7 protein-coding genes are annotated in these 4,643 nt (G+C 49.0%); 5 read left to right on the top strand and 2 right to left on the bottom strand.

The features are described from left to right. Positions 1–98 precede the first annotated feature (98 nt). From OQV04_RS23570 to OQV04_RS23550, 5 genes are all read left to right on the top strand, one after another. A complete protein-coding gene (locus tag OQV04_RS23570; RefSeq protein WP_000854589.1) occupies positions 99–644 on the top strand; it encodes a hypothetical protein in 546 nt (181 codons plus the stop codon). Positions 645–689: 45 nt separating this feature from the next. Next, entirely contained in the window at positions 690–926 is a 237-nt protein-coding gene (locus OQV04_RS23565) for a DUF905 family protein (protein ID WP_001281327.1), read from the top strand. Between the two features lie 375 nt (positions 927–1,301). Continuing rightward, a complete protein-coding gene (locus OQV04_RS23560; protein ID WP_000925845.1) occupies positions 1,302–1,535 on the top strand; it encodes a hypothetical protein in 234 nt (77 codons plus the stop codon). 314 nt (positions 1,536–1,849) lie between these two features. Then, positions 1,850–2,164, top strand: a complete 315-nt coding sequence (locus OQV04_RS23555) for a hypothetical protein (RefSeq protein ID WP_001091369.1) — start codon at positions 1,850–1,852, stop codon at positions 2,162–2,164. A gap of 86 nt (positions 2,165–2,250) precedes the next feature. After that, entirely contained in the window at positions 2,251–2,607 is a 357-nt protein-coding gene (locus tag OQV04_RS23550; RefSeq protein ID WP_039026430.1) for a hypothetical protein, read from the top strand. A gap of 27 nt (positions 2,608–2,634) precedes the next feature. Here the strand turns inward: OQV04_RS23550 and OQV04_RS23545 are convergent, their stop codons facing one another. Both OQV04_RS23545 and OQV04_RS23540 read right to left on the bottom strand, forming a co-directional pair. After that, entirely contained in the window at positions 2,635–3,363 is a 729-nt protein-coding gene (locus OQV04_RS23545) for a nuclease-related domain-containing protein (RefSeq protein WP_029396059.1), read from the bottom strand. A gap of 1 nt (position 3,364) precedes the next feature. Beyond that, positions 3,365–4,546: a S49 family peptidase gene (locus OQV04_RS23540; RefSeq protein WP_000476771.1), complete on the bottom strand. Its 1,182-nt coding sequence runs from the start codon at positions 4,544–4,546 to the stop codon at positions 3,365–3,367. Between the last annotated feature and the right edge of the window lie 97 nt (positions 4,547–4,643).

Raw genomic sequence — 4,643 nt, 5'->3', positions numbered from 1 at the left:
TTGTGTTTGTCCTACTGATGAATTTATTAAATATTTCACATCAGGTTGTTAGCCACGAGGCTGAATATGAAATAATAAGAAAAACAATGAGGTGAAATATGAAAACTTTAAATATTCAGGTTAATGACATCGCAGCAATTAGCGCACTTGGCGGCTCAATGTTGGCGGATATTATCGCCGCGCAATATAAAGTGATTGATGATACCAAAGACGCATCTGAAATGGCCATGCCGTGCATTGCTTACGGGCAGATCCCCGCAAACATCGGCCCGGGCGTCTTTATCAATCGCGTGTACAGCATGGACAGCCAGTCACTGAGTGCCAGCCAGCGTTACGAGCTCTTTAACGGACTTGCAACCCAGGCGTTTACCTTCTTTTTCCAGTCGGGCTGGTATGGCGCATTCCGTGTTGTGTCTTTCCGTGATAACGGTCCTGCCGGACTCCTTAATATCGGCATTGTCCATGACAAGGTGTTAAACGAATTTTGCGATGATTTTCCACGGGCTAATGTCAGCGAAACTGGCTTCAACTGCGGCATGACGTTTGACCAGATCCGGATGTTTATTTCGGACCTGGCCTATCAGATGCCTTTGTACAACAACCAAGACCACTTCGTTAAACTCGCCAAACACCTCGCGGCCTGACACCCCTAGCCAGGCTCCGGCCTGGCGATTATGAAGGAAATTCTTATGAGCGATTTATTCAGCAGCGAATCACCGGTAACACTGGCTCAGGCACGCACTGTCGCCGCTGGGTACCAGAACGTCTTTATCGAAAACCTCCAGCCAGCAGGCCATTTCCAGATTGTCATCCGTGATCATCGCGACCACGACAGCCAGCTGGTCTGGCGAAACTGGAATTATGAATCCGGTGCCAATGATGCGCTCAATAGCTACCTGCAAAGCCATGGGCTGAAGGCCAGTTGATTAGCACAAGAACCCGGTAACACCGGGTTTCTTTTTTGTGGGCTCAGCACTCAGAGCTGGCATACGGAAAAAGGATCATTGGGCTGTCCGGGGCCCGCAGCTGGTGGTGTAAGCCTGGCCTCATGCAGATGGTTTAGCCGGGGGCGGTGATGATGCTGGGAACTAAAAAGAGATCTGGCATCCGGAAAGAAATCTTCGGTACCTCATGGCCTGCGTGGTGGATATGTCTGGCTGACGACTGCGGTGTCGTCTGTGACGGACTCGCTCCATAATAATTTGCGGTCGGGAGAAAAGGGGCGTGTTAACAAAATTTAAGAACAAGGGACTTTAATATAAATACCGAGTCCATTAACGATGACGCACAGGAGTTTTGTGATGTTACTCAATATTGCATTAATCCTCTATGTTGCTGTTTGTCTTTACCTCTGTCTCCGTAATAAAAAGGCACTTTACCGTTTCCAGGGCGGAGGGCGTCAGTTTACGCAGTCCAGTAAGAGTGGAGCGAACACAGGCGAAAGTGGTTTCTTCTTAATCTCCGGCTACTCAGACACTGGCGTTGGGGGCGACAGTGGGGACGCTGGTGGCGGATGTGGGGGCGGTGGTGATTGATACAGGGTGCAGGCACCCGATTGTCGGGGGGCTATCGACAGGGGGTAAAGTTGACGGATTTTTTCGTAATGGTTTTGCGTCCGTGGTTCTGGCTGGTGGATGGTGAAGTCAGAGGATCTGGTTTTAATCAAGACGGATAGAAAGTAACTTTACGGAATCTGTCATACGCAACCGGAAAGAAAATCTCACGCAGGGCAGCAAAGGCACGCCAGAGTGGATTTGCAGATTCGGACGGGAAAGCCTATTTTTCATGCACTGAACCTATTTGGGCTGGAACGGAACCTGGTATAGTAGACTCATACAAAGGAGGGCATATGAATACTTTTCTTTACGTGCTGGTGGGCTGGATTATCGTTCTATATCTGGTTAATAAAGTCCGCGAAAAGTACAGCAAACCGAAAACAGTTAATATCCTAGTGAAACGCAATGGCGTTTATCAAGAAGTGGAAGCCGTAGTGATGCCTCGAAGCCATAATAGCGATGTGGGTACAGGTAAGACCGGCAATGAAGCCGCCCCACAATGGTTGAATAAAGAGGATGATATTTCTGAACTGGAGTACTACAGTGGCGGGTCACTCTTGAAGGCTGCAAGAGATTTTGAAGCTCAACAAATGGAGCAAAAATTCTAGCCACACTATCAGTGTCCACGATTGGGAACTGATCGTGAAACCCTTTACTTTCAGATTCAATAAAGTCGGATGCGAGGAGTTGATTAATGACAACGGCAAACGTAACCACCACTATTTACCGTTCCGATGACATCGTGCCTTTTCGTCGGCCGCAGGGAGATCTGGATAATCGCTATATGCCGCAGGCTTACGCTCTGGTGCGGAGCTGGGCCAGCAAACCTGCGGAGTACGGTGCAGGAGTTCTGGCTACCTACAGACAGCCGGTAGTCAATCTCGGGTATAAGATAAAAGGGACTCGCGTTGTTTTAATTCTTGTCCCTATCGAATGTGAGCCGGTTGGCGTAAAAATGACTGACGCCGCTTTATGGCCGTCTCTATCGATTGGGGAGGCCATGCGAATTATGCAGGAAGCGTGGCAAAATATTCCGGAGTTGAATCCATAAAAAACCCCGCATTTGCAGGGTTTTTTTTTACTTTGCCGATCTGAACATTTTACTCAGTATAAGCCGAGAAAAGCGCAAAAGGTTATAGGTAATACGCTGCTCCAGCCGCATGGTTGTTTTGTATCGAGTGGTAACGTTGTGGATATGGTTCAAATCAGTATAAAGGCCCGGAGGCTTTCTCTTTAGCTTCAGCTCTCCACGGATAAAACTTACTGCTTCAGGCTTGAATACATTTAACTGGCGCCTCTCAGTGACTTTCCGAACGAACTCCTCCATACCCATGCAAAGCCAGTCTGGCTTCTCACCTTCAAACTTGCAGGGGCCGTTAATGATGACAACATTGATACACTCCAGCTCGCTGGCGCGTAACGTGGACTGAATGGCCCTTATGTGCCCGTAGTTCTGCCTGAACGGGTTTTGTAACTTTAGTGTCCCTGACGATTTCCATTTTCGCCAGTGGCTCTCCTCCAGCTTCCCATAGAGCTTTCCTGCATAGTTCTTCTGCTCGATGACGTAGAGTCCATGAGAGGCGATAAGAACGTGATCAATCTGCGTGGTGCCGGTGGCATTGACCGGCAGCGTTAAGTCGCTCAGAAGCCCTTCTGCATCATCAGGCAGGTATATTTCAATCTGTCTGGCTGTCCTGCGTTCAGCAATGGCCGACGATACAAATCCCATCAGGCAGTAAAGCACAATGAGTGCTAGGACAATAATGCTGATTCCTATCACTCGCCACACCATCAAAATTGCATCCATCTTATCTCACCGTCGGATAGCTGGTGGCCTGAACAGAATCAAGTATCCGAGAGGTTGTTCCTGCCAGCGTTTCGACGTTAGTCGACAGACTCATTAACATCCCGAGCGCGGAGCGAAGCGACCGTTGTGGCTCGTTGTACGTCTTGAAGATAGTGGTTGAGTACATTTGGGACAGGCGTGAACGGACTTCGACAGGTGTCAGGTCACCGTCGATGAGTCCGTACCGGATCGCCTGCTGCGTTGTCCATACCCTGCCGGAATACAGTGCGACAGCATCAGCCTCCGGACGGCTTAATAATTTCTTACCCCTGCCTTGCTCAACGTCCGCAATGAATTGTTCGTGCATTGCATCCAGGATTTGCTTCTGCATAAAATCGCGGGTGGCATCAGAAAGTGGATGATAGGGGTCGAGTGCATCTTTAAACTCCCCGGCGGTGAGTGGCTCATTTTTAACGCCGACAGTATCCATAACGCGAGACAGGTTCCAGTGATCCATTCGGACACCGATCGAACCGGTCAGAGCGCTACTGTCTGCATAAATGGCGTCAGCAGGGGACACAGCGTAGTAGCATGCTGACGCACAAATTCCTTTGACGCTGACGATAATAGGCTTGTAGCTGTTTTCCATATCAGAAATGAAATGCCCACTCCCGGCGGAGAGAACGTCCAGCGTATTACGTTTCGACAGTTCGGCATTGCTATCGGCCTGCGAACGTGAAGCACTGTGATCACTCGTGTTACGGGGCTTGCTTGTGGATTCGGCATGTGAAACCCGTTCAATCTTCTGCTGGTGGCTTCGTAGTGCATTAATCTGGCGGTAAATAATAATCGCGTCTGAAGGACCGCCGCCACCTGACTCAGCTTCAATAATGACGGCTTTGGCATGTGGGTTGTTGTACGCTTTCGCCAGTGCTGTGGCTATCACAGATCCATCGCCGACCTCAGAACCGGTACCCATTTCTCCCGAGATACGCACGACGGCGATATGATCCATTCGTCCTTCGGATTCCTGATACTTATCGTAAATATTAAAGGCCGAAACCCCTGCGGCGGCTAATGCCAGCAGTGAAATAACCACTTTTGACGTGGTATGGATTCGGAACATTTTATAGAAACGGTCAGCGTTCTCATCAAGCGATTCTTTGATATTGGCAGGTGACTTCTTATTATTACGTTTAAACATCTGACCACCTTATTACATAAGTTTTTGAAAGTTAGACCACAAACGGTTGAGTGCAATTCCCAATATCAACAATGCGACAGGGGGGAACAGTTGAGCG

It is taken from the genome of Escherichia sp. Lx600-2 (assembly GCF_036662595.1).
GTDB lineage: Bacteria > Pseudomonadota > Gammaproteobacteria > Enterobacterales > Enterobacteriaceae > Escherichia > Escherichia coli.
The sequence above is the reverse complement of the archived record's forward strand: the minus strand, read 5'-3'. Positions and strand labels throughout refer to the sequence as shown.

Bases quoted from the DNA above. Each gene is read 5' to 3' on its own strand.
- OQV04_RS23570 (WP_000854589.1), top strand. From the start codon at position 99: ATGAAAACTTTAAATATTCAGGTTAATGACATCGCAGCAATTAGCGCA.
- OQV04_RS23565 (WP_001281327.1), top strand. From the start codon at position 690: ATGAGCGATTTATTCAGCAGCGAATCACCGGTAACACTGGCTCAGGCA.
- OQV04_RS23560 (WP_000925845.1), top strand. From the start codon at position 1,302: ATGTTACTCAATATTGCATTAATCCTCTATGTTGCTGTTTGTCTTTAC.
- OQV04_RS23555 (WP_001091369.1), top strand. From the start codon at position 1,850: ATGAATACTTTTCTTTACGTGCTGGTGGGCTGGATTATCGTTCTATAT.
- OQV04_RS23550 (WP_039026430.1), top strand. From the start codon at position 2,251: ATGACAACGGCAAACGTAACCACCACTATTTACCGTTCCGATGACATC.
- OQV04_RS23545 (WP_029396059.1), bottom strand. From the start codon at position 3,363: ATGGATGCAATTTTGATGGTGTGGCGAGTGATAGGAATCAGCATTATT.
- OQV04_RS23540 (WP_000476771.1), bottom strand. From the start codon at position 4,546: ATGTTTAAACGTAATAATAAGAAGTCACCTGCCAATATCAAAGAATCG.